This is a genomic window from Erwinia mallotivora (genome assembly GCF_000590885.1).
Classification (GTDB): Bacteria; Pseudomonadota; Gammaproteobacteria; order Enterobacterales; family Enterobacteriaceae; genus Erwinia; species Erwinia mallotivora.
This window is the reverse complement of sequence record NZ_JFHN01000010.1, coordinates 13,197-36,280: the sequence shown is the minus strand read 5'-3', so window position 1 is coordinate 36,280 and position 23,084 is coordinate 13,197. Positions and strand designations below refer to the sequence as shown.

The 23,084-nt window shown below is 54.7% G+C and carries 14 protein-coding genes and 1 pseudogene; 8 read left to right on the top strand and 7 right to left on the bottom strand.

Going from position 1 to position 23,084, the window contains the following annotated elements; genetic code table 11:
• Positions 1 to 146: 146 nt before the first annotated feature.
• A complete protein-coding gene (acs, locus tag BG55_RS00240; protein ID WP_034932866.1) occupies positions 147 to 2,102 on the bottom strand; it encodes an acetate--CoA ligase in 1,956 nt (651 codons plus the stop codon).
• Between the two features lie 522 nt (positions 2,103 to 2,624).
• Between acs and gltP the strand changes: the two genes are divergently transcribed.
• The 3 genes from gltP (at position 2,625) to BG55_RS00225 (ending at position 8,006) form a co-directional block, all read left to right on the top strand.
• On the top strand, positions 2,625 to 3,929 hold the full coding sequence (gene gltP, locus BG55_RS00235) for a glutamate/aspartate:proton symporter GltP (protein ID WP_034932863.1): 1,305 nt from the start codon (positions 2,625 to 2,627) through the stop codon (positions 3,927 to 3,929).
• Between the two features lie 303 nt (positions 3,930 to 4,232).
• Positions 4,233 to 5,777, top strand: coding sequence for a methyl-accepting chemotaxis protein (locus tag BG55_RS00230; protein WP_034932861.1), 1,545 nt, complete (start codon positions 4,233 to 4,235; stop codon positions 5,775 to 5,777).
• A gap of 591 nt (positions 5,778 to 6,368) precedes the next feature.
• Positions 6,369 to 8,006: a dihydroxyacetone kinase subunit DhaK gene (locus BG55_RS00225; RefSeq protein WP_034932858.1), complete on the top strand. Its 1,638-nt coding sequence runs from the start codon at positions 6,369 to 6,371 to the stop codon at positions 8,004 to 8,006.
• Between the two features lie 25 nt (positions 8,007 to 8,031).
• Here BG55_RS00225 and sbmA read toward each other — a convergent pair whose 3' ends face one another.
• Entirely contained in the window at positions 8,032 to 9,252 is a 1,221-nt protein-coding gene (gene sbmA / locus BG55_RS00220) for a peptide antibiotic transporter SbmA (RefSeq protein ID WP_034932856.1), read from the bottom strand.
• A 521-nt stretch (positions 9,253 to 9,773) separates the two neighbouring features.
• Here sbmA and BG55_RS00215 point away from each other — a divergent pair.
• Positions 9,774 to 11,888, top strand: a pseudogene (locus tag BG55_RS00215) (putative bifunctional diguanylate cyclase/phosphodiesterase); the annotation flags it as partial.
• A 12-nt stretch (positions 11,889 to 11,900) separates the two neighbouring features.
• Here BG55_RS00215 and BG55_RS00210 read toward each other — a convergent pair.
• Positions 11,901 to 12,806 carry a LysR family transcriptional regulator gene (locus BG55_RS00210; RefSeq protein WP_420889597.1) on the bottom strand — a complete coding sequence of 302 codons (906 nt, stop codon included), beginning with the start codon at positions 12,804 to 12,806 and terminating at the stop codon, positions 11,901 to 11,903.
• Between the two features lie 101 nt (positions 12,807 to 12,907).
• Between BG55_RS00210 and BG55_RS00205 the strand changes: the two genes are divergently transcribed.
• Together BG55_RS00205 and BG55_RS00200 are read left to right on the top strand one after the other, a co-directional pair.
• Complete coding sequence (locus tag BG55_RS00205) at positions 12,908 to 13,975, top strand: SDR family oxidoreductase (protein ID WP_034932851.1); 1,068 nt, start codon at positions 12,908 to 12,910, stop codon at positions 13,973 to 13,975.
• A 188-nt stretch (positions 13,976 to 14,163) separates the two neighbouring features.
• The gene (locus BG55_RS00200; protein WP_034932848.1) at positions 14,164 to 14,943 is read left to right on the top strand and encodes an L-threonylcarbamoyladenylate synthase; all 780 of its coding nucleotides are present in this window, start codon (positions 14,164 to 14,166) and stop codon (positions 14,941 to 14,943) included.
• A 35-nt stretch (positions 14,944 to 14,978) separates the two neighbouring features.
• On the opposite strand, the gene BG55_RS00195 is transcribed toward BG55_RS00200, so the two are convergent.
• Together BG55_RS00195 and BG55_RS00190 are read right to left on the bottom strand one after the other, a co-directional pair.
• Positions 14,979 to 15,875: a LysR family transcriptional regulator gene (locus tag BG55_RS00195; protein WP_034932844.1), complete on the bottom strand. Its 897-nt coding sequence runs from the start codon at positions 15,873 to 15,875 to the stop codon at positions 14,979 to 14,981.
• A gap of 121 nt (positions 15,876 to 15,996) precedes the next feature.
• The gene (locus BG55_RS00190; RefSeq protein WP_052018626.1) at positions 15,997 to 17,328 is read right to left on the bottom strand and encodes an MFS transporter; all 1,332 of its coding nucleotides are present in this window, start codon (positions 17,326 to 17,328) and stop codon (positions 15,997 to 15,999) included.
• Positions 17,329 to 17,660: 332 nt separating this feature from the next.
• Between BG55_RS00190 and treF the strand changes: the two genes are divergently transcribed.
• Positions 17,661 to 19,316, top strand: a complete 1,656-nt coding sequence (gene treF / locus BG55_RS00185; protein ID WP_420889598.1) for an alpha,alpha-trehalase TreF — start codon at positions 17,661 to 17,663, stop codon at positions 19,314 to 19,316.
• A 91-nt stretch (positions 19,317 to 19,407) separates the two neighbouring features.
• Here the strand turns inward: treF and BG55_RS00180 are convergent, their stop codons facing one another.
• Positions 19,408 to 19,827: a winged helix-turn-helix transcriptional regulator gene (locus BG55_RS00180; protein WP_034932842.1), complete on the bottom strand. Its 420-nt coding sequence runs from the start codon at positions 19,825 to 19,827 to the stop codon at positions 19,408 to 19,410.
• 145 nt (positions 19,828 to 19,972) lie between these two features.
• Between BG55_RS00180 and BG55_RS00175 the strand changes: the two genes are divergently transcribed.
• Positions 19,973 to 20,836, top strand: a complete 864-nt coding sequence (locus BG55_RS00175) for an SDR family oxidoreductase (protein ID WP_034932840.1) — start codon at positions 19,973 to 19,975, stop codon at positions 20,834 to 20,836.
• A gap of 33 nt (positions 20,837 to 20,869) precedes the next feature.
• Here the strand turns inward: BG55_RS00175 and BG55_RS00170 are convergent, their stop codons facing one another.
• Positions 20,870 to 23,062, bottom strand: coding sequence for a fimbria/pilus outer membrane usher protein (locus BG55_RS00170; protein WP_084276129.1), 2,193 nt, complete (start codon positions 23,060 to 23,062; stop codon positions 20,870 to 20,872).
• Between the last annotated feature and the right edge of the window lie 22 nt (positions 23,063 to 23,084).

Sequence of the window (23,084 nt, the reverse complement as noted above, 5' to 3'; positions counted from 1 at the left end):
TACGACGAAGGATGCACACTGGCAGAACCTGCCGGATTTGGCGTGATTTCTGGCGGCCAGCGTCCGCTGGTTTTGCGCCTGTTTTTGAAAAAAGCCAGGCAGCGGAATGCCGTCTGCCTGGCTTGCCGGTGAGGCTGTCCCCTTATTCAGGGCATGTTAATCGCCTGTTTTTCTTCGAGAAGTTTTTCCACCACGCCCGGATCGGCCAGGGTAGAGGTATCCCCCAGATTACTGGTATCGCCGCTGGCAATTTTGCGCAAAATACGGCGCATGATTTTTCCTGAACGGGTTTTCGGTAAAGAGTCGGTCCAGTGCAACACGTCCGGGGTGGCAATGGCCCCGATCTCTTTACGCACCCAGCTCCGGACTTCGCTGTACAGCTCCGGCGAGGGTTCCTCACCGCTGTTGAGGGTGATATAGGCGTAAATAGCCTGGCCTTTGATGTTATGCGGGATACCTACCACGGCGGCCTCCGCAATTTTCGGGTGCGAAACCAGCGCCGATTCGATTTCAGCGGTCCCCAGACGGTGACCGGAAACATTCAGCACATCGTCAACGCGACCGGTGATCCAGTAATAGCCATCTTCGTCCCGGCGCGCCCCGTCGCCACTGAAATACATATTGCTGAAGGTGGAAAAATAGGTCTGTTCGAAACGATCATGATCGCCAAACAGCGTGCGCGCCTGACCCGGCCAGGAGTCAACGATCACCAGGTTGCCCTCGGCGGCCCCCTCCTGCGCATTGCCTTCGTTATCCACCAGCGCGGGCTGGACGCCAAAGAAGGGGCGGGTGGCAGAACCGGCTTTCAGCTCTGTGGCACCCGGTAGCGGCGTTATCATGAAACCCCCGGTTTCAGTCTGCCACCAGGTATCAACAATCGGGCAGCGGCCGTTGCCAATTTTGTTGTAGTACCACTCCCAGGCTTCCGGGTTAATGGGTTCACCGACGGAGCCCATAATGCGCAGGCTGGATCGGTCCGTCCCGGCAATCGCTTTATCGCCCTCGGCCATCAGGGCGCGGATCGCGGTGGGCGCGGTGTAAAGCAGGGTAACCTGATGTTTGTCCACCACCTGTGCCATCCGGGCAGGCGTCGGCCAGTTAGGTACACCTTCAAACATCAGCGTGGTGGCCCCACAGGCCAGCGGCCCATACAGCAGATAGCTGTGACCGGTTATCCAGCCGACATCGGCGGTGCACCAGTAAATATCGTTGGGATGATAATCAAAAACATATTTGAAGGTGGTGGCCGCATAAACCAGATAGCCGCCGGTGGTGTGCAGCACCCCTTTGGGTTTCCCGGTGGAACCCGAGGTATAGAGAATAAACAGCGGATCTTCCGCGTTCATCTCCTCTGGCTGGTGATGAGCGCTGGCGCTGTTCATCAGCTCATGCCACCAGATATCGCGGCCGCTTTGCCAGCCTGTTTCCCTGCCGGTGCGGCGAAAGACCACCACCTGAGTGACGCTTTTTACCTCGGGATTGGCCAGCGCGTCATCGACATTTTTCTTTAACGGGATGCTACGACCTGCCCGCACCCCCTCATCAGCGGTGACAACCAGTTTTGCACTGGAATCGATAATTCGCCCGGCGACGGCCTCGGGTGAAAAGCCGCCGAAGATAACCGAATGCACGGCACCGATACGCGCACAGGCCAGCATGGCGACGGCGGCCTCCGGCACCATCGGCATATAAATCGCCACCACGTCGCCTTTATTCACACCCAACGATTTCAGTGAGTTAGCAAAGCGGCACACGTCGCGATGCAGCTCACGGAACGTTAGTGTTTTACTTTCGCTGGCATCGTCACCTTCCCAAATCAGCGCCGTATGATCGCCGCGATGTTGCAGGTGGCGATCAAGGCAGTTGGCGGCCAGATTCAGCGTACCATCTTCAAACCAGCGGATATTAATGTTGCCTGGTGCAAAGGAGGTATTTTTCACCGTGGTATAGGGTTTAATCCAGTCAAGGATTTTGCCCTGTTCACCCCAGAATGCATCGGGGTCCTGCACCGACTGTTGATACATCGATGAGTACTGTTGGGCATTAATCAGGGTGTTTTCCGCAACCGTGGCGGGAACGGGATGACGGTGTTGTTGGCTCATGGCTGATCTCCTTGAAGTTGTTAATGATATGTCAGCTGAAAGTTAAATGAAGCGAGTCGGTGGGCTTTGTTTGCTTTTTGCGCCACAGATCACGTCGTCGTCATCGGGCATGGGGCTGAAATGATGCTTAACAGGCAAAATGTTGCCCTGTTGTTGCCACCGCTAGACTATCTGAGAGATTTTGCTGGTTAAAAGTTAATCAGTTGAACCGGGTTGTGGTTCTGAAAGTGACAGATATATTGCATAGCTATGCGAAAAAAGACTAAAATATTGCCAATTATAACAATGATTTAGTGGGCGACGATCAATCCGGAGTTTTATCCTGCCAGTCGATATCCTGGCAGCCGTATATCACACAGGGTTGCATTTATACCCGCTAAAATGGTAGATATCTTGGGCCTGAAAATCAGTAATTAACCATCCATTATCCGCGAATTGGCCGATTTCGGCTCATCCTCCCTGAGAGTAATTCACTCTGCATGCCTCATGCGGAGAACGGGTTTTGTAAAGGAAAACATTATTATGAAAGCTGTAAGATTGAGCCTTGCCTGGCAAATATTGACGGCACTGGTACTGGGGATTATCGTCGGCGCAATACTGCATAACCAACCGTCTGAACGTGAATGGTTAATCACTAACATCCTTAGCCCGGCCGGGGATATTTTTATCCACCTGATCAAAATGATCGTGGTGCCTATCGTTATTTCCACGTTAATTGTCGGTATAGCCGGGGTCGGTGACGCAAAGAAGTTGGGACGTATCGGCCTGAAAACTATCATCTATTTTGAAGTGATTACCACCATTGCCATTGTTATTGGTATTACCCTGGCGAATGTGTTTCAACCGGGTAATGGCATTGATATGTCAACGCTGGCAACGGTGGACATCTCTAAATACGAGGCCACCACGGCACAGGTCGAAAGTGGCGCACACAGCCTCGTCGCCACCATTTTGTCACTGATACCGCAGAACATTTTCGCGGCGATCGCCAAAGGCGACATGCTGCCAATCATTTTCTTCTCGGTGCTGTTCGGTCTGGGCCTCTCTTCACTGCCGTCTGAGCAGCGTGAGCCGTTGCTGAATGTGTTCCGTTCCACTTCCGAAACCATGTTTAAAGTGACGCATATGATTATGCGTTACGCACCGGTAGGCGTGTTTGCGCTGATTGCGGTGACCATTGCTAACTTTGGTTTTGCCTCGCTCTGGCCGCTGGCGAAGCTGGTTATCCTGGTGTACGCCGCGATTTTGTTCTTTGCCTTTGTGGTGCTGGGTGCCGTTGCGCGAATCTGCAAACTGCGCATTACCACGCTGATGCGTATTCTGAAGGATGAGCTGATCCTCTCTTATTCCACTTCCAGTTCGGAAACCGTGCTGCCACGCATTATGGAGAAGATGGAAGCCTATGGTGCGCCCAGGTCGATCACCAGCTTTGTCGTACCGACCGGCTACTCATTTAACCTCGATGGCTCCACGCTGTATCAGAGCATCGCGGCGATCTTTATCGCCCAGCTGTATGGTATTGACCTCTCCATCGGCCAGGAAATTGTGCTGGTGCTGACCCTGATGGTGACGTCGAAAGGGATTGCCGGTGTGCCTGGCGTTTCGTTTGTCGTGCTGCTGGCGACGCTGGGCAGCGTGGGGATCCCACTGCAAGGCCTGGCCTTTATCGCCGGGGTTGACCGTATCATGGATATGGCGCGTACCGCTCTTAACGTAGTGGGAAATGCGCTGGCGGTACTGGTTATCGCCAAGTGGGAAAACCAGTTTGACAGCGAGCAGGCGCAGGCTTACGAAGCGAAACTGAAACATCTGCCTGGCGCTTCCTGACCGCCATAATACTGATTCAGAGCTGAACGCCGACCCTGGTGATATCCGGGGTTGGCTATCCCGCCAAAATATCCCCCAACCATCCTGAAATTTCTCTGTAGAATAATGACTTGATTTTTTCATGGTCATTACCCTGCGTTCGATCCCCGTGAAGTTATCTGCCGCCGGTCTGGCGAACTTTGTGACCTTGCTTACATTATCGCGAGGTAATGTTAAAGAATGCGATGTTTGCGTCGAAAACAGTAACAACGTAAATCATTATCCCGCCATTCAATTCTGAAAACCGCAGCAAGGACTCATGTAATGCGCACGAACTCTCCCGTAACACAACAGGAATATGTGTTTGACGAGCACGCCACCCTGATGTCGACCACCGATGCTGAAAGCCACATCACCTGGGCCAACGATACCTTTATTGCCGTCAGTGGTTTCAGCGAAGATGAGCTGACCGGACAGCCTCACAATGTTGTGCGTCACCCGGATATGCCGCCCGAGGCTTTTAAGGATATGTGGGCGACCCTGCAACAGGGAGAACCCTGGACGGCACTGGTGAAAAACCGACGTAAGAATGGCGATCACTACTGGGTACGGGCAAATGCTGTCCCGCTGGTACGCAAGGGTAAGATTCAGGGGTATATGTCGGTGCGCACCCGGCCTTCGCCGCAGGAAATCCAACAGTCGGAGGCGCTTTATCGTGGTTTCAGTGAAGGCAGGCGCAAAGGCTGGCGCTTTCAGAAAGGTGTACTGGTGCGCACCGGTTTGCTGCGCTGGGCTTCGATTGGCAAAACCATGCCGCTGCGCTGGCGTATCCGTTCTCCCCTGTTGGCACTGCTGCCGCTGAGCGTTGCCGCTGCCTGGGCGCTGGGCTTGCATCTCCAGGCTGTCGGGATAATGGCTGCCGTGCTGGCGGTGTTGCTGCTGCTGACGTCGGTTCTGCTTGAGCAGCAGATTTCGCGTCCGATTGAGCAGATGTGTCAGCAGGCGCTGCGGGTGGCGACGGGAGAGAGGCATACGGTTGATCAGATGGACAGAGTGGATGAAGTCGGCACCACCCTGCGTGCGATTGCCCAGTTGGGCCTGATGTTCCGCTGGCTGGTGGATGATGTCAGTGAACAGGCCGTCGGTGTACTGAGCGCCAGTGATGCCATTACTCAGGGCAACAGTGAACTCAGCCGCCGCACCGAACAGGCTGCCGCTAATGTGCAGCAGACCGCTGCGACGATGAATGAAATGACCGCAACGGTCAAAAGCAATACGGAGATGGCAGAGCAGGTTAACAGCCTGTCAAACAATACCCGCGATGCGGCCATGCAGGGGGGGAAGGTGATGCATGACATGGTCAGCATGATGGCAGAGATTGCTGACAGCTCGAAGAAAATTGCCAGTATTACCAGCGTCATCGACGGCATTGCCTTTCAGACCAATATTCTGGCGCTCAACGCTGCCGTCGAGGCGGCCAGGGCCGGGGAACAGGGGAAAGGTTTTGCCGTGGTAGCAGGGGAAGTTCGTAGTCTTGCCCAGCGCAGTGCTAAAGCCGCCAGTGAAATCAAAACGTTGGTGGAAAACAGCGTCGCAAAAGTTCAATCCGGCAGCGATCATGTCAATGATGCGGGAAAAACGATGGAAAATATTGTCAGCGAGGTGCAAAACGTGACGTCGCTGATTGCACAAATCAGTGCCGCTACCGCCGAGCAGGGCAGGGCGCTGGGTGAAGTCAGCCTTGCGGTGGAAGAGCTGGACAATATTACCCACAAAAATGCGGCTCGGGTGGAAGAAGGGGCGCAGGCTTCTGAGTTGATGACGCATCAGGCAACCCGGCTGGTGGGCGCGATCAATGTACTGAGGTAGATATTTTGTTCGTCCTGACCAGGCCTCTGCGAGGCGAAAGTCGGTAAAAAAAAGCAGGTCTTACGACCTGCACGGATTAACGCCCTGGTGTTGGCGTAATTAAAAACTCCAGATATAACTGGCAGTAAGATATGTTTTTTATCGTAATGAGGCTCATTTCATAACAACATCAGTAAAGCCTGATGCAGAGGGTAAAATGTTTTATCAGTTTCTTGCTTTTGAAATCATGGAGGAACTTTATAATAAATCTCATAGCAATCGCAATTCTTAATAACAAATAACAGGTAAAATAAGATAAATTCCGTTTTTTTTAAATAAAAACCCTTATTTATCATAACATACGCTCTTTTATTACGAGTTCTTTTAACCGGGGAATTGCGCAAATCAACCGTTTTTCAGGGTGATAAAATCGTAATGAAATGGAAATAATGTTATCCGGGTAGCATTTTTAAATCTTTTTTCATTTGTGCTTATAATAATTAAGCACTCCTGCATTTTCCTTAACGGAATATCCCACCTCGCTCATCGTAACAATGCAAACTACAGTTACTGACGCAGATATTTTTATCCTGTTGCCAGAGGGAAAACATCATGAGTCAGTTTTTTATGAATCAGAAAAATCGACTGGTCAGCGAGGCCATCGAAGGAACGCTGCTCAGCAGCCGTTATCACAATATCAGCCTGCTGGATGTTGGGCCGGACATCCGCGTGGTGGTCCGCAATGACTGGGACAAAAATGCGGTAGCGCTGATTTCCGGCGGCGGCTCAGGGCATGAGCCTGCTCACTCTGGCTTTGTCGGCAAAGGGATGCTGACGGCGGCAGTGTGCGGCGATATTTTTGCCTCACCCAGCGTGGATGCGGTACTCAGCGCCATTATCAATGTCACCGGAGAGAAAGGCTGCCTGCTGATTGTCAAAAACTACACCGGTGACCGGCTTAATTTTGGCCTTGCGGCGGAAAAAGCCAGGGCGCTGGGCTACCAGGTTGAGCTGGTGATGGTCTGTGACGATATTTCGCTGCCGGAAAATCCCCAGCCGCGCGGTATTGCCGGAACGGTACTGGTGCATAAAATCGCTGGTTATGCCGCTGCGCAGGGAAAATATCTGCAAGAGGTGGTAGCCGTGGCGAATGATGCCATCAACGCCCTCTCCAGTATTGGCGTGGCTTTATCCGGTTGCCATATGCCCGGGGAAAAACGCGATGAGCGGGTGGAAGCGGGATGCAGCGAGTTAGGCATGGGCATTCATGGAGAGCCGGGTGCCTCGACGCTGAACACACAGAACAGTCAGCAAATCGTTGCCCTGCTGGCGGAAAAACTGATGGCGTATTCACAGGATAAAAAAGTGGCGCTGCTGGTAAATAATCTTGGCGGATGCTCGATGCTGGAAATGGCGGCGCTGACCAGGCAAGTGCTCTGTTCGCCGCTGGGCAACCATGTGCAGCAGTTGATTGGGCCGGTCACGCTGGTCAGCGCGCTGGACATGAAAGGGTTCTCCCTCTCCGTCCTGGCGCTGTCGGACTATTTCAGCGAAGCGCTCTGCGCCCCGGTAGAAACCAGTGGCTGGCATCCGGTGGTGAATGTCAGGCAACCGACGCGGGTCAACGGTGAAAAGCTGGCGCAACGTCATCAGGCGGCCCCTTCAGAGAATGACGCCGTCGCCCACATTGTTGAGACTGTTTGCCGTACGCTGCTGGCTCTGGAAAGTGAACTGAACCAGCTGGATGCCAGAGTCGGCGATGGGGATACCGGTTCCACTTTTGCTCTCGGTGCCGGAAAAGTATTACAGGCGCTGCGGGACAGACAGCTGCCGCTTAACGAGCTGCACAGCCTGCTGAAATGGGTGGGTGACGAACTGGCGGTGGTGATGGGTGGCTCAGGAGGTGTGCTGATGTCGATTATGTTTACGGCGGCAGGGCAACAGCTGGCAGAGGGAAAATCGCTGGCGCAGGCGCTGAACGACGGACTGGCGCGTATGCAGCATTATGGTGGGGCGAGGCCTGGGGATCGTACGATGATCGATGCGCTGGCCCCGGCGTTCGCCGCGCTGGAACGGGGAGCATCGCTCAGCGACGTGGCCGCCGCGGCCAGAAAAGGGGCTGACAGCACCGCACAGATGGAATCTGCCCGTGCCGGACGCTCATCCTTTCTGAATGCGCAGAGTCTGCACGGTGTGAAAGATCCCGGTGCTTTTGCCGTCGAACGGGTCTTCGCCGGGCTGGCGGAATAACGCCGCCCGGCGGTTTTCGCAGGCGTTATGCTGCCATATCATGCGGGCCAGGAAGGGCGTTCAGCCGCTGCTCAAAGCTGCGCAGACGTTTGTAGATTGACAGCAATTCCACCAGCGTGGTCCAGGAGTTAATCAGGTACTGAAAGGAGCTACGCACCTGATCAAACACATTGGTAATCTGGGTCATCAGCCCCAGGGTGATGGCACCGGTAATGATTGACGGGAAGAGAACAAACAGGCTGAAGACTGCATCCAGTTGCAGATAGAGGATGCGGGCAATATTGAAGTACAGATAGTGAAAGTACAGGCGAAAGTAGTTCTTACGCACGTTGTGGAACAGATCGCGCACCGTGGGCGGTCTGGCACGTTGCGGATCATCCTCGCCATAAACCAGCTCTTTACGATAAGCCGCTTCCACCCGTTGATTGCGAAATGACAAGCCCGGCAGCCTGATGCCGATTACCGCCAACATCCCGGTGCCCAGTAGCGACCACAGTACGGCGGCAATCACCAACGCATAGGGAATGTCGCCCAGCAGCGGCACGGTTTTGACGTGCACCGAGAGGGCGACCAGCACGGGCAGAAAAGCGATCAGCGTCATGATGGCATTGATAAAACTGACGCCCATATCTTCCAGCGTGGAGGAGAAACGCATGGTGTCTTCCTGCACACGCTGGGCAGCCCCTTCAATGCCGCGCAGTTCGGACCAGTGCGCCATATAATAATTGTTCATTGCCGTACGCCAGCGGAAGACGTAGTGGCTGATAAAAAACATATTCAGCACATCAATCACCACCGCAATCAGCGCAATGCTGAGAAACCCTGCCAGCTGGCTGTAAAACGTTTCCACTTTGACAGTGTTGGGATGAGTCATGGCCCGCTGGATTAAGTTGTAAAACGGATCATACCAGGCATTGATCGCCACACCCACCTGAACCGAAAACCAGGTGGCAAAGATAATCAGCGCAGAGCCAGCCACCGACCAGCGTTGCCACGGATGCGGACTGTAGATGCGCCAGAATCCGGCAAACAGCAGAAAAGCCGCAAGGTAATAGAGATAAAAAGCAATTTCAGAGGGCGCGATAAAACGCAGTGCGTTAACCGGCAGCGGGGCAGAATGGGCAAAAGCTGAAAAGTGAGACAGCCAGTTCCTGCCGCCTTCAAACCAGACCAGAATCGCTATCGCGCACCAGATGGCGGCACTGCTGAAAAACAGCGCAGGTCGGGGGAAAAAAGATTTAAACATAGGCACTCCACACCATTAGCACAGCTATATAACGCGATAAAATGTTAATGGTCTTGCCAGGGTTGTATCGGCAAATGTCCAGGTTCTTATCTTTGTAACACTTATATTTCCCGCATTATCTTCCGCACAATTTCTGCGGTTGATGAGGCATCAGAAAGTAAATCTTCTCAAAGCAAAATAGTCAGCCATTCATTCTGGTTTAAATGCAATTAAAAAAAACGACGATGAATAGTGCAGGATAATTCTTTAATCCGTCGGGAAAATGGCGAATTAAATCGTGCTGCCTGCCCCCCATTTCCAAAATTAATCCTGAATTTTATTTGCGGATGGTCGATAACCCTTTGAGCGTTTTCAGGTGAATTTTCCTGATTCAGCGACCTCTCTCAGGAACTGGCCTCAATGGTTCAGCCTTGCAGGGGGGTGTTCGCTATGCAGGCTGCTTACGGGCCGGGCTGCATGTTGTGACCCTCTTCTGAGTGGCGATAAGCCCCCTAAGGCGGAAAAGAATGACTAACCATAACGATGTGATGTACCGCTTTCTGGTTCAAAGCGTGGTTGACTATGCCATCTATATGATTGACACCAACGGCTTTGTCATCAACTGGAATGCCGGAGCACGTCGTGCCAAAGGCTACACGGCCGATGAAATCGTCGGCAAACACTTCTCCTGCTTCTACAGCGCTCAGGATCGCCAGGCCGGTGTGCCTGATACTAATCTTGGGCTGGCGCGCAGCGAAGGCCGCTTTGAGGATCACGGCTGGCGCTATCGCAAAGATGGCAGTGCTTTCTGGGCACATGTGGTGATTGAGGGGGTGCATAATGAAAGTGGCGAGCTAATCGGCTTCTCGAAGATTACCCGCGACTGCACCGAAGCGCATGAATATGAACAGCAAATTTTGCTGGCGAAAGAGCTGGCGGAACAGAACAGCCTGTCGCTGGCCTCGCTCTCAACCGTCCTTGACACCATCATTGCCAATATTCCTTCCTGCGTGGTGGTGGAGGACCTGGTCTCCCGCGAAATTCTGCTGCTGAACAGCAAAGCAGAACAGCTGCTCGGCATCTGCAAAGACCAGTGTAACGGCAGAAAACTGGCCGACTGCACCTCGCCGGAGGTGGGCCGCTATTTCGCGCAGCTGACATCGACAGTACAGCGTAGTGTGGGCGTCAATAAAAATGAGCAGTTGCTGGTTACCGGCCGGGGGGAAAAGATTATCCGCGCCTCGGCCACCATCATTCGAGGCAATGATGTGCGCAGCAACTATATCCTGCTGATAGCGGATGATGTCACCGACCAGCGCAACGCCGATGCGCGTATTCACCATATGGCTCATTACGATAATCTTACCGGCCTGCCTAACCGCGCACTGTTCAGTCAGCGTCTGAACGATGCCCTGTGGCGTGACCGTGCGGCCGGTAAACTGACGGCGGTGCTCTGCCTCGATCTGGATAACTTTAAAAACGTTAACGATGCGCTGGGCCATCAGGTGGGGGACGGTCTGTTGAGAGCCGTTGCCCGCCGCTTAGCCAGCACGGTGAGCGACAAAGATACTCTGTCACGTCAGGGCGGTGATGAGTTCTCGGTGGTATTGCCCGGACTGAACTACTCAACGGAGGCAGAAACCGTCGCGCAGCTGATGATTGATGTCACTAACCCGGCGTTCACTATTGATGGGCACACGCTGTCGATTGGGTTGAGCATTGGTATCGCCATTGGAAGTGATGCCATCGCCACGTCGGATGAACTGTTACGCTGCGCGGATATGGCTCTGTATGAGAGTAAACGCAACGGGCGTAACCGTTTTGAGTACTTTTCTATGGCGATGGGCGAGGCGGCCAGCAGGCGGCGGATGATAGAAACCGATCTGCGAAAAGCGATAACCGGCAACCATCTTAAACTTTATTATCAACCCATTACCGATGCACACGGACGCGAGGTGGTCAGCTATGAAGCGCTGATGCGCTGGCATCACCCGGTCAAAGGCATGATTATGCCGATAGATTTTATCCCCGTGGCGGAAGAAACCGGGTTGATCCACGCGCTGGGAGCCTGGGCCCTGTTTGAAGCCTGCCGGGAAGCCTCGGGTTGGCCTGAACAGCAAAGCGTGGCGGTAAATCTGTCGCCATTGCAGTTTAAAAGCAGCTCGCTGGTGTCGGTGGTGGAACAGGCATTGACCGAATCGGGGCTGCCAGCGCACCGGCTGGAACTGGAGATCACCGAATCGGTACTGCTGGACAGCTCGCTGAATAATATTCGCGTCCTGCAACAGCTGAAGGCGCTGGGCATTCGCATCGCACTGGATGATTTTGGCACCGGCTACTCTTCCCTCAGCTATCTGCGCTCGTTTCCGTTCGATAAAATTAAAATCGACAAGTCGTTTATTAATGACATGCATGAGAGTCGGGAAGCGCTGGCTATCATTCGCGCGATTACGGGGATGAGCCGCAGCCTGGATATCCAGATCACTGCCGAAGGGGTGGAAAACATTCAGCAGTATGAGCAGCTGAAAATCGAAGGCTGCACCCTGTTTCAGGGATACTACTTTGGTCGCCCGCAGCTGGCGGAAAACAGGCTCCGGCTGTTCAGCCCGGTGGTGCCGACACTGCCGGACGCCCTGCCTGCGCCGGAGCAGGAGTAAAACCGCCGGGGTTCAGGTGATACGCAGGTTATCCAGCGCGGCCAGTAGCGCATGTACTTTGGGCGTCAGCTGCTTTTTGCGCGGCCAGATGACCGAGAGCGGCAGGCCATCTACCGTCAGTTCTGGCAGGATTTGCACCAGCTCACCATCTGCCAGCTGTTTTGCCATCAACCAGGTGGCCATCTGCGCAATGCCCAGCCCGGCGACCACCGCCGCCACCTGTGCCTCACCATCACCCAGCGCCATCCGGTGCGCGACGGTGCGGGTGGCGATACGGCCATCTGGCGCAGGCAGATACCACGGACTGGTGCTGCCATCCACTCTGTCGTAGACAATTGCCCTGTGCTGGCTTAATGCCTGCAACGATGCAGGTTCACCGTGGCTTTCCAGCCAGGCCGGGGCGGCGCAAAAGATGAGCCGTTCATTGCCCAGAAACCGGTAGCCGAGCGATGGCGGATATTCAGCAGGCCCGCCAATACGCACCGCCACGTCCACGCCATCTTCAAACAGATCAACAAAGCGATCGGAAAACGACAGGTTGATCTGCATTTCCGGATTTTGCTGACAAAATGCAGTCAGCAGTGGCATCACGTGCATCCGGCCAAAGGTATTGGGTAGCGAGATTCGCAGTCGCCCAACCGGAATGGTCCGTTGTGACGCCAGCACGGACTCTGCTTCTGCCAGTTCGCTCAACACGCGGGTGCAGGTTTGGTAAAAAGCCAGCCCGGCATCGGTCAGTGTCAGGCTGCGGGTGGTGCGTTCAAACAGGCGGGAGCCCAGCCTGGCTTCCAGCCGCGCCACGCTTTTGCTTATCGCTGAGCTGGTGAGATGCAGTTGACTGGCGGCGGCGGTAAAGCTGCCGGATTCCACGCTGGCAACAAAGGGAGTGATCCCCTTCAGGCGATCCTGACCGATCATAATTGATGACTCATATTCTCTAATGATCTGAATTTATACCTGAGATAAGAATTAAATTCTCTATTAAGCTTTGTTTCTGCACTTCAATAAGGAGACAAAGTATGCAAAAGCGCGCGTTGATCGTCGGGATCAGTGGCGTCATCGGCACGGCACTGGCACAACAACTGATTGCCGATGGCTGGCAGGTAGCGGGGTTATCCCGTGGTCGCACACCGGTGCCCGCCGGATGTGAAGCGTTGACCGCCGATCTGACCGACGGCGACTCCGTCCGCCAGGCCTTGCAGACGGTGACGGTGGACAGCGTCTTTTTCAGCGCCTGGTCGCGTCAGGCGAATGAGCAGGAGAATATTCGCGTTAACGGTGCGATGGTGCGCAATGTCATCGACGCGCTGGGTGACAGCCTGCGAGGCGGGCATGTGGCGCTGGTCACCGGCCTGAAGCACTACCTTGGGCCGTTCGATGCGTATGGCAAAGGGGCAGTGCCGGTGACGCCTTTTCGCGAGGAACAGGGCCGCCAGCCGGTGGATAATTTCTACTACGCCCAGGAAGATGAAGTTTTTGCTGGTGCGAAAAAGTATGGCTACAGCTGGAGCGTTCACCGCCCGCATACCATTATCGGTTTTGCGCTGGGTAACGCGATGAATATGGGCCAGACACTGGCGGTGTATGCCAGCCTGTGTAAAGAGAGCGGTCAGCCGTTTATTTTTCCCGGTTCCCGAGCGCAGTGGGAGGGGGTAACCGATATGACCGATGCGCGTTTACTGGCACGGCACCTGGAGTGGGCAGCGACCACGCCTTCCGCGCAAAACCAGGACTACAACGTGGTTAACGGTGACGTGTTCCGCTGGAAGTGGATGTGGAGCCAGATTGCTGACTACTTCGGCATTGAGGCCGCGGCGTTTCCCGCTGAGGTACAGCCGCTGGCCGATCGTATGCAGACGGCACCGGCTGAATGGCGGTCGATAGCGGAAAAATATGGTTTGCAGCAGGCGGATATCGATAAACTGGTTTCCTGGTGGCATACCGATGCTGACCTGGGTCGGCCAATGGAAGTTTTCACGGATATCAGCAAGAGTCGCAAGGCGGGCTTTACCGGCTACCAGTCTACGCGAGACGCGTTTTTCGCCCTGTTCGACCAACTGAAGTCTGAACGGCTGATCCCCGCCTGACCTCGCAACATTTGTTTCCAGATGGAAACAATAATGCTATCCGTTGCTTTATTGTTGCTTAAAAGGCGTAACAGGTTAGGATGAATGCAACCGGTTTTCAGTGGCAGGCGTCGCACCGCATCTTCTGATGCAGGAAAAATCAGCACGCCTGGCCCGCAAAATTAACCCTTTTAAGACAAGGTATGATTATGAGCAATAAGACAATTCAGTGGAACGGCGGCTTACAACCAGAAGCGGTTGAAATTCTTTCTGCCGATGGCGGCATGATTGTGTGTCCTACCAAGGTGGGCTACATCATCATGACCTCTGATGCGAAAGGTCTGGAGCGTAAATTTGATGCCAAGCAGCGTAACCGCAATAAACCCGGCGTGGTGCTGTGTGGCTCACTGGCGCAGCTGAAAGAGCTGGCGCAGCTGAATCCTGAGATCGAAGCGCTGTATCAGCAGCACTGGGATAAAGATGTGCTGCTGGGCTGCATCCTGCCGTGGAAAGAGGAAGCCGTGGCGCGCATCCCGGACGATGGATCTAAAGATCTGATGATGGATCGCCGTCAGACCAGCTGTTTCGTTATTAAATTTGGTATTCCGGGCGAAAAACTGGCAAAAGAGCTGTGGGAAAACCACGGTAAATTCTCTTTCGCCAGCTCGGCTAACCCATCAGGTAAAGGCAACCGTGGTCTGGTTGAAGGCATCGGTGAGCGCATTGAATCGCAGGCCGATCTGATCATCGCCGCCAACGACTATGTGAAGTCTATTCAGCCAAATGAGTCTGAAAAGACCCGCTACGAGCAGGGCGTGATGGTAGCCATGGTTGATGAGAGCGGCAAACTGGTGCCGGAGCAGAAAGGCGAGCGTAATATCACTCCCTGCCCGGTGCTGATCCGTAAAGGTCTGGACGTGGATAAAATCATGTCGATGCTTTCTGACACCTTCACCACCTGGGATTACCGTCACGGTAACTACTACTGATCAACAGGGGGCGGAAGCGTTTTTTCCGCCCCTGACTACTGCTGCTGTAACGCCTCCTGCAATGCCTCGATAAACAGCCTGACGCGCGGCGAAATAAAGCCGTCACCCTTACTTAAAATCCACGACTGATACAGATCCATCTCCCACTCCGGCAGAATGCGCACCAGTTTTCCGGCTTTCACCGCTTCCTGTGCGCTGTAGTCCGGCAGATAGGCAATGCCGGTGCAGGCGATAGCGGAATTGACCAGCGCGGTGCTGTTGTTGGCGCGAAAACGGCTGCGTACATCAATATCCCGCTTCTGCTTCTCTTTGCGAAACGGCAGGGAAATGGTGTGGGCCGGGCCACGAAACAGAATGAAATCATGACGCGGCAAATCGTCGGGCGTGTTGATAGCCGGAAAACGATGCAGATACGCCGGTGAAGCATACAGCCCCCAGCTGATATCAATGAGTTTCTGACAGGGGTTGTGCTCGGGTCGCTCACGGCGCACCACGATGGCCAGATCGATATTGTCATCCACCAGATTCACCGGGCGGTCGGTGAGGTCAAGATCGACGCTGACGTGCAGATTGCTGGCGACAAACCTGTTCAGCACCGGGACAATACACTGACAGCCAAAGGTTACCGGGGCCACCAGACGCAGGCTGCCGGTGGGTTCCTCATGGTACTGGCGGATAAACAGATCGGCGCTTTTGACTTCGCTAAGTATGCGTGCGCAGTAGTGATACCAGGTCATACCGACATCGGTGACGGCTATTTTGCGGGTGGTTCGCTGTAAAAGCCGGGTGCCAAGCCGCACCTCCAGCGCGGAGATCTCCTTGCTGACCGACGATTTGGACAGGCCCAGCCGTTTTGCGGCTTCGGTGTAACTCAGGGTTTCAACCACTCTGGCGAAGATAATCATCGCATGCAGGTTTTCCACATCGCTCATGGTGACTCCGGACGGCAACGGCGGCTAATCAGAATGGCGACAGAGTAAGGGGTGACGGACGGGAAGTAAATCGTTGGCACCGCAGGTGAGACAGGGCGGAGGCGGGCACCGCCCTGTCTGTTCAGCGCACTTTTTTTACCAGAACCGGAATCTTTCGCAGCTGATTGGCAAGTACCAGACCGGCGATTAACATCACGGCGATAAACGCCGAGACGCCAGGCCAGCCAAAGCCGTGCCAGAACACGCCGCCCAGCGTACCTGCCACGCTGGAACCAAGATAATAAAAGAACAGATAGAGTGAGGACGCCTGGCCTCTGGCGCGCCTTGCGCGATGGCCGACCCAGCTGCTGGCGACGGAATGGGCGGCAAAGAACCCGGCGGCAAACAGCATCAGCCCGGGCAGGACCAGAAACAGCGTGGTGAACTGGGTGGCAATCAGGCCTGTCAGCATCAGACAGAGTGCGCCGATCAGTACCACGCCCCGGCCGTAACGCACGGTCATCATTCCCGCGCGTGGCGAGCTCCAGGTGCCGGTGAGATAGACCACCGACAGCAGGCCAACCACGGTCTGGCTCAGGGAGAAGGGGGCAGATAAAAAGCGATAGCTGACATAATTAAACAGGGTGACAAAGCTGCCCATCAACACGAAACCGACAAGGAACAGCATTGGTAATCCCATGTCCCGCCACTGGAACATGAAGTTGATTAAAAGCTTGCGTGGCCGCAGGGAGCTGGGCCGGAAATGCTGAGAAGCGGGCAACAGGCGGAAAAACAGCCCGGCAGCGGCCAGTGCAAAGAGTCCGACCACCAGTAGCGACACGTTCCATGAGAAGTGGTCGGCAAGCATTCCGCTGGAAAGACGGCCCACCAGCCCGCCAATTGAGTTGCCGCTGATGTACAGGCCCATCGAAAACGAAAGAAAGACCGGATGCAGTTCTTCACTAAGCCAGGTCATCGCTACTGCTGCCACGCCGCTCAGCGCCAGCCCGGTCAGCGCGCGCATTGCCAGCACGCCCTGCCAGCTGGTCATGGCCGCGCACATCAGGGTAAACAGCGCCGCCAGCAGCAGCGAAACCGACATCACCGATTTACGTCCAATGGCATCTGATAACGGGCCAGTGACCAGCAGGCCCAGCGCCATCATCACCGTGGTGACGGAAAGAGAGAGGCTGCTTTGCGCGGGAGTAAGATGAAAACTTTGCGAAAACACGGGCAGGATGGGCTGGACACAATAAAGGACGGCGAAGGTGGAAAGTCCTGCGCAGAACAGCGCCAGCGTGGCATGGGTAAATCTGCGGGTGCCACGGGTAATATAACTTTTATTTATGGCTGGATTATTTACTTCGGCGGGTGAAACTAAACTGTCATCTTCTTCAGCGAGATTTTCCGGGTGCAACGCCACGGATTTATTTACTACCGGTGCCACGAGAGTCCCCTGGTTGTGGTTGAACATACTGGTTTGCTATCAGATAAAGTTATTGATGCCAGACGTGGCAAGGCCTGCAAGCCATTCTGACCGCGTCAGTATCCGGCTGTTCAGATGCAATGGTCAGGCCATTATTTTTCACTGAAAGATAACGGCAATCTGTTATTTATTTTTCCCCGGCATAACAGGGCGTGAAAAAAATAAAATCAGGGCAGAAATATTGGGAACAGACATTCATTTTTTGACATATTATCTCATCAGCAGTAATAAAATCATTGGGTTGCGTTGTGAGACGAGGGTACTATACTGATCGCTTGTTTCGAAATTCACTCTGTAACATTGTCAAACGTCATTGGCATCTGGAGGTTATTATCACTTTTAATCAAAATGACCAGATTGTTGACATTAGCCAGACGGAATATGAAACCTGGTATCACGACTATGAAGCAGGTCCGGATTGCGTGGCTGAGCCGCAACCGGAAAGCATTCGTGGTCTGCCCGTATCAGATATCCTGACCCCAGCGGACCGTTATCAGGAACTTTTCGAAGCCGTTCAGTCCGCAAGAATATTCAGCGACAGCAAAACCTTCGCTGACTGTGCGCCTAAAACTGAACCGGAACGCATTCTTTATCGTTATTACCTGCAACGTGAGCAGGATGATTTTAATTTGCTGACGTTTGTACTGGAGAATTTCGATCTTCCCAGGGCGCACGACAGCCGCTATGTCTCCGATCCCGGCAGAACGATGGCAGAGCACATTGATGCGCTGTGGCCGGTGTTAACCCGCCAGCCGGAGAAACATTCGGAATTTTCTTCATTACTGCCCCTGCCGGAGCCCTATGTGGTGCCGGGCGGTCGTTTTGGCGAAACCTATTACTGGGATTCTTACTTCAGTATGCTGGGGTTCGCGGCGAGTGGGCAGACCGGCCTGCTGCGCCAGATGGCAGACAACTTCGCCTGGATGATTGATACCTACGGGCATATTCCCAATGGTAATCGCACCTACTATCTCAGCCGCTCACAGCCGCCGGTTTTCGCCATGATGGTGGAACTGTTTGAGAAGGATGGCGTTAATGAGGCGCACCATTATCTGCGACAGCTGAAACGTGAGTATGAATTCTGGATGGAGGGGGCTGATACCCTGGCACCCAATGAGGCATATCGCCATGTGGTGATGCTGGAGGATGGTTCGGTCCTCAACCGCTACTGGGACGACCGCGATACGCCGCGTGATGAGTCGTGGATTGAAGACGTGGAAACCGCCAGAAATTCGGCGCGACCTTCCAGCGAGGTGTACCGTGATCTGCGTGCGGGTGCTGCATCGGGCTGGGATTTCTCTTCCCGCTGGCTGAGCGAGCCGGGACGGCTGGAGAGCATTCAGACCACCAGCATTGTGCCAGTCGACCTTAATGCCTTTCTTTACAAGCTGGAAACCACCATCGCCCGGCTGGCAGCAGGCCGCAACGATCTGCTGACGGCTGAACTGTTCCAGCAGCGTGCGGCGCGTCGTCGCGACAACGTTGATAAATATCTGTGGGACAGTGAAGCGCGGCTGTATCGCGATTATAACTGGCGTGAACGGGAAAAAGCCGCGTTCTCGGCGGCCTCGGTAACGCCGCTGTATGTCGGGATGTCCAGCCTGGAACAGGCCACGGATACCGCCGCCGCCATTCGTTCACATCTGCTGGCACCGGGTGGCCTGCTCTCCACGGTAGAAGAGAGCGGTGAACAGTGGGATAAGCCAAACGGCTGGGCACCGATGCAGTGGATGGCGATTAAGGGATTGAATCACTACGGCGAAGAGTTGCTGGCAAAGGAGATCGCCGCGCGCTGGTTACAGGTGGTGGCCGCCACTTATCATCGCCATCACAAGATGGTGGAGAAATATAACGTCCTCGGCACCACTCTGGTGCTGGCGGGCGGTGGCGAATATCCCCTTCAGGATGGCTTTGGCTGGACCAATGGTGTCACCCGCCGTCTGATGGTGATGTACCCGGATCTGCTACCGTCATAACCGTCCGCAGCGCCGCCCCCGACCGGCGCGCCTGTTTTAAAAGCTACCCTCTGTGGCGTTTAGCCTTGCTGCTGGCGACAGAGAGGTGGCTTTAACCATCGTGCTGCTCTGATGAAGCCGCAAAGGTGCGCCGGTTGTCCATAATCTGTTGCAGGTTCATTTCAATCCAGTCGGCAAGGTCGGTGACCTGCCCCCGCACCTGGTAACCCAGCGGCGACAGGCTGTAGTCAACGTGAGGTGGGTTCATCTGGTGATCGATGCGGGTGACGAAACCATCTTCCTCCATATGGCGCAGGGTCTGCGCCAGCATTCTTTCACTGACGCCACCAATTTTTCTGCGCAGTTCACCAAAGCGCAATGTCTCTTCTTCCAGCGCCAGCAGCACCAGTAAGCTCCAGCGGCTGGTGAGCCGTTTCAGCACCTCGCGTGAAGGACATTTCGCATCCAGCAGTTCACCCCGGCGAAATTTTTCGCTGAGCGAGCTGGCGGATATTTCTTCTTTTATTTTCATACTAACATTCCTGTGCGTACTTACTTTTTGTAAGTGTATGGCATAGTCTGTTCGGGTCCAAACGATTTCGCCAGCATCCGACTGGCCCGTCGTTTCAGAGCCTGGTCTGCCAGGCTTATCATCCTTCAGACTCAAGGAGAGCATTATGATTGCTGTAACCGGCGCAACTGGCCAGCTTGGCCGTTTAGTGATTAAAGCGTTACTGAAAAAAGTCCCGGCGTCAGAAATAGTCGCAATGGTGCGTTCAGCTGAGAAGGCGGCTGAGCTGGTGGCTTCAGGCGTTCAGGTAAGAGAGGCTGACTATAACGATCCGGCCACGCTGCGGCGTGCTTTTGATGGGGTCGGGAAGGTGTTGCTTATCTCCTCCAACGAAATTGGTCAGCGTGAAACACAGCATCGGGCGGTAATTGATGCCGCCAGCCAGGCGGGGGTTAAACTGCTGGCTTACACCAGCCTGCTCCACGCCGATACCACCGAAATGGGGCTGGGCGGAGAGCATCGTGCTACCGAACAGGCGCTGATTGCCTCCGGCATTCCTTATGCGATCCTGCGTAATGGCTGGTACACCGAAAACTACGCTGCCAGCATCGCGCCGGCCATCAGCCATGGGGCGTTTATTGGCGCAGCGCAGGAGGGCAAAATCGCTTCGGCCAGCCGGGAAGATTATGCCGATGCGGCGGCGGCGGTGCTGACCGACGGTGGCAGCAGCAATAAAATCTATGAGCTGGCGGGGGATACGGCCTATACGCTGGCTGAATTCAGCGCGGAAATTGCGCGGCAAAGCGGTAAGGCTGTCAATTATGTCAACCTGCCCCAGGCGGAATTTGTGGCGGCGCTGACCGGAGCCGGACTGCCCCCCGCGCTGGCGGAGATGCTGGCCGACTCTGATGTCAATGCTGCCAGGGGCGCGCTGTTTGATGACAGTCACACGCTGAGCAAACTGACTGGTCGGGCAACCACTCCATGGCAGGATGTTGTCAGCGCCTTTGTGGCGCAGGCAAAGGCGTAAGTCAGTCTGGCCCGCCGTACCGGCCATAACGCTTCAGGGCGTGGGCGCTCTGAAGCGGCTGTACATAATTGCCCCTGCGGTGGGCACCACCTCGCGTTCACTGTCCGGCAATTCTTCCCCCGAGGCCAGGCTGAAAGCATCCAGCGTCAGCTCGTTAACCCGGTATGGTGTCAGGCTGCTGATAATGGCAAATCCCCGTGAATCTGTGGTGGTGCCATACTGATTGATTATCCCCACGCCGGGGGTCTTCTCCACTTCCACGATCGCCGGGGTTTCGCCCAGCGCCTGTCCGAAGGTCACGCCGCCCGGGTGTGCCATCACACTGCCCGTCAGACCAAGATATTTCGTACTGGTCTGTTTTTTGCGGGTGTATACCGCCATCAGTTCACCGGCGTTGTACTGATAATCAAGGGTGAGATTCTTGCTGCTGCCTTTTCCCTCCTGCTGGCTGGTGCTGAGGTTATAGCTCAGGCTGTAATCCTCCAGCGCGGTGCCACTGATCCCCACTTTGCGTTCTGCGTCACCATTTTTTGCCAGGGTGTTTTCCATATTCAGCTTGATGCGGGGTGAAGAAAACAGTTGAAACGGAATGGAAAAGGAAAAGGTAATTTTACTCTCCTCTTTTTCATCATCGGGGCGGTTGTAGGCAAGGTAAATGGCATAGTCAATTTTATGCCAGCTGGCGCTGTAGCCTACTTCAACGGAGGTTTCCCGCCTGTTCCTGCCACGCAATGCTTCACTCGCCAGCGTCAGCCAGAGATTGTCCTCTTCTGCGAGATTTTGCGTGTAGCTGATGGCGATTTTGTTCTTTTTCTCTGCATCAAACTCGCCCACAAAAACGCCGTCTTCCCAGTCCCACCAGTATTTTGTTTGCTGCGCAACGGCTTCGCTGAACGTACGATAGCGTTGGTCAGGATAGTACTGAGCGGTCAGGCTGAATGAGGATTCCCATTCTGAGAAGGCTTTGGTATACCGCAACCGGGTCATCGTGCCGTGATCGCTCCCTGTCCGGCGCGGATCCGTCGCGTGGCTGTAACTGACGTCCAGTGACAGCGCACCCCAGCGGTCCAGTCGCTTTCCCACGCCAAACAGACCAGCCTGCCAGATATCTGCTGCCATCACGCTGCCGAACAGGCTGAGGTTATCAGGCAGCCCGTAGCTGAGCGAGAGTTGAGAGAAAAAGGGCTCCTGCTGGTCAAGCGTATAGTAAGGGCGGTATTTTCCTGCCGAAAGCGCAAATTTCCACTGTCCGTCATGGACCAGATTAGGCATGGCGGAGTAAGGGATCGTGCGCACGGTTTCCGTGCCGTCACTCTCTTTAATGGTCATTTCAATATCAGCGGTGGCATCAGCCGGGTAGATGTCTTTCAGAATAAACGCGCCTGCTGGCACGGTAGTCTGATAGATAACCGTACCATACTGCCTGATTTTGACCTGTGCCTGGCTGTGGGCAAAGCCCCTGATCCACGGGGAGAGAGGACGCATCTCATCAGGCAACATGCGATCGTCGGTGGCGAGGCTGAAACCGCGATAGCTGATGCTGTCAAACATATCCGCCGTGGTGGTGTTGTCACCCAGCGTCAGCAGGGCACGCAGGGGTTGTATGGTGCGAAAGGCTGAGGCATTTTCAGTGTGCCAGACAGGGTCGCTGTAGGCATCCTTACTGTAGACCGGCTGATAGCGAAAGCGCCACGGACCCAGGTTGGCACCCCAGGTGGTGGTGACATCCAGGCTGTGCTGGCGGGGATAGCGGCGATAGCTGCCGCCGGTGAAATGTGAATAGCTCAGGTCATAGTCAAGAAAAGCAGCATTAACGCCGTCATCCCAGCGGCTGGTTGCCACGCCATTGGTCACCGGACTGGTAATCTCAGGCGGAATATACAGAGTAAAAACCTGAGCCTGCTGGTCATAGTAGTAGCGTATCTTTAGCCCGGCGAGCGAACGGGCGGTGGCACAGCCTGCGGGCGAAGAGAAGTGTAGCCTCTGCATCTCCTGCTGGCGTATTCCCCACTCCTGCAACAGGGGAGCGGTCAGGCAGGGCGTGTTTGTCTTACTGAAATTCAGCTCGGTTTGCCCGCGATAAATATCGTTAACCAGTATGTATTGTGACGCGCCTTCGGCAAAACTGACCAAAGCCGCATCGATGAGAAGACTGGCCAGCAGGCGCGGCACTATGTTCATCCGTGAAATACACTTTTCCTTCTGTAACGGCAAAAGGCGTCCCATCCGGGACGCCAGTATTTATTGG

Coding starts and splice junctions, on each gene's coding strand:
- acs (WP_034932866.1), bottom strand. CDS start 2,102: ATGAGCCAACAACACCGTCATCCCGTTCCCGCCACGGTTGCGGAAAAC.
- gltP (WP_034932863.1), top strand. CDS start 2,625: ATGAAAGCTGTAAGATTGAGCCTTGCCTGGCAAATATTGACGGCACTG.
- BG55_RS00230 (WP_034932861.1), top strand. CDS start 4,233: ATGCGCACGAACTCTCCCGTAACACAACAGGAATATGTGTTTGACGAG.
- BG55_RS00225 (WP_034932858.1), top strand. CDS start 6,369: ATGAGTCAGTTTTTTATGAATCAGAAAAATCGACTGGTCAGCGAGGCC.
- sbmA (WP_034932856.1), bottom strand. CDS start 9,252: ATGTTTAAATCTTTTTTCCCCCGACCTGCGCTGTTTTTCAGCAGTGCC.
- BG55_RS00210 (WP_420889597.1), bottom strand. CDS start 12,806: ATGATCGGTCAGGATCGCCTGAAGGGGATCACTCCCTTTGTTGCCAGC.
- BG55_RS00205 (WP_034932851.1), top strand. CDS start 12,908: ATGCAAAAGCGCGCGTTGATCGTCGGGATCAGTGGCGTCATCGGCACG.
- BG55_RS00200 (WP_034932848.1), top strand. CDS start 14,164: ATGAGCAATAAGACAATTCAGTGGAACGGCGGCTTACAACCAGAAGCG.
- BG55_RS00195 (WP_034932844.1), bottom strand. CDS start 15,875: ATGAGCGATGTGGAAAACCTGCATGCGATGATTATCTTCGCCAGAGTG.
- BG55_RS00190 (WP_052018626.1), bottom strand. CDS start 17,328: ATGTTCAACCACAACCAGGGGACTCTCGTGGCACCGGTAGTAAATAAA.
- BG55_RS00180 (WP_034932842.1), bottom strand. CDS start 19,827: ATGAAAATAAAAGAAGAAATATCCGCCAGCTCGCTCAGCGAAAAATTT.
- BG55_RS00175 (WP_034932840.1), top strand. CDS start 19,973: ATGATTGCTGTAACCGGCGCAACTGGCCAGCTTGGCCGTTTAGTGATT.
- BG55_RS00170 (WP_084276129.1), bottom strand. CDS start 23,062: ATGGGACGCCTTTTGCCGTTACAGAAGGAAAAGTGTATTTCACGGATG.